The following is a 1,468-nucleotide window of genomic DNA, read 5'->3' on the forward strand; positions in this document are numbered from 1 at the left end:
AGGCGTACACAACGCTATCGATATGGTGTTTGGCGTACTGCCTGTTGTTATGGGTTTGGGTACCGTTGCACTAGTGATTGCTGAATACACGTCAGTGTTTGAGATCCTTGGTCAGCCATTCATTCCTTACTTAGAGTTGCTACAAATTCCTGAAGCGGTACAAGCATCGCAAACTATCGTGGTTGGCTTTGCAGATATGTTTATCCCTGCGATTCTGGCGGCATCTATCGACAACGAAATGACTCGTTTTGTTATCGCAGCAATGTCTGTTACTCAGTTGATTTACATGTCAGAAGTTGGTGCACTACTACTAGGTAGCAAGATTCCAGTCAACATCGTAGAACTGTTTGTTATCTTCATTCTGCGTACGCTGATTACACTTCCTGTGATTGCTGGTGTTGCGCATCTGATTTTCTAAAATCAAAGCATACACAAAGGCTCCGCTCTGTCGGGGCCTTTTTTACAACTAAAATTTGGCTTACTTCCCCACTTAACTTCGCCCCCAACGTAAACTCTATAATTTACAAAGAAAAAACCTCAATAAATGCTTATTTATAATAAATAAAACTTTACTAAACTCCTCAATCAAACCTGTTATCAACAGTACTCTTTAAGCAATTCCTTTCATTATGACGCTTTCATTAAGATGGCTCACTAATCAGATCAAACTCACAAGTTTTAACTCAAATCACCGTTTTGTTTAATTTTGGTTAAAAAAGACAACAAATGGATTCATGTTTTTGATAAAGATGTCGATAAGAAAGTAATCAAACACAACAGGTTTCTTTTTCTGCCGAATTCACCCGAACCCAAAAAGAGGTGGAAGCAGAAGAAAACTATCCGGGAGACTTAGAGGAAAACTCATGAAATTCAGACATAAGGTTGTCACCGCCTCTTCAATTTTGCTGCTAATTACTGTGTCGCTACTATCGACGCAACAAGTTATGACGATTCGTTCTCAAACTCAGGAGCACATCAATTCAAGCGTTAAAGAGATTTTGACCAGCGTGAGCAACACCGTTCAATCTGAAATGAACGCGAAGAAAGATCTCGCACGCTCGATCACAGAGATCATAGAACTATCACCAAACGACCGCACATACGTAAAAGACATTCTTGAAAAGCCAACTCCGAAATCGAGCTTCCTAGCGATTGGTTTTGGTTACGAAAGTAATGGCTTCGTGATTGAAAACGACGACGGTTGGGATGCAGGGCCTGATTATGATCCTCGCCAACGCCCTTGGTTTATCGCAGCCAAAAACAAAGGCGATTTGGTGGTTACCGACCCTTATGTTGATGCATCATCTAAGAATGTGATCATCTCTGTTGGTACACCAGTAAAACAAAACGGCCAGTTCTTGGCAGGCATGTTTTACGACCTAGAGCTAACTACCCTTTCCGACCTAGTTAACCAAGTGAACCTGTTTGATGCTGGTTACTTGTTCTTAGTCACTGACGATGGCACGAC

1 protein-coding gene and 1 pseudogene are annotated in these 1,468 nt (G+C 41.3%); both read left to right on the top strand.

Features of this window, described 5'->3' with window-relative positions; genetic code table 11:
- Positions 1-418, top strand: a pseudogene (locus R7P67_RS24170) (YjiH family protein); the annotation flags it as partial.
- Between the two features lie 445 nt (positions 419-863).
- The coding region (locus tag R7P67_RS24175) for a cache domain-containing protein (RefSeq protein ID WP_318086236.1) at positions 864-1,468 on the top strand (605 nt) is incomplete at its 3' end.

This window comes from Vibrio sp. Vb0937, from assembly GCF_033338855.1.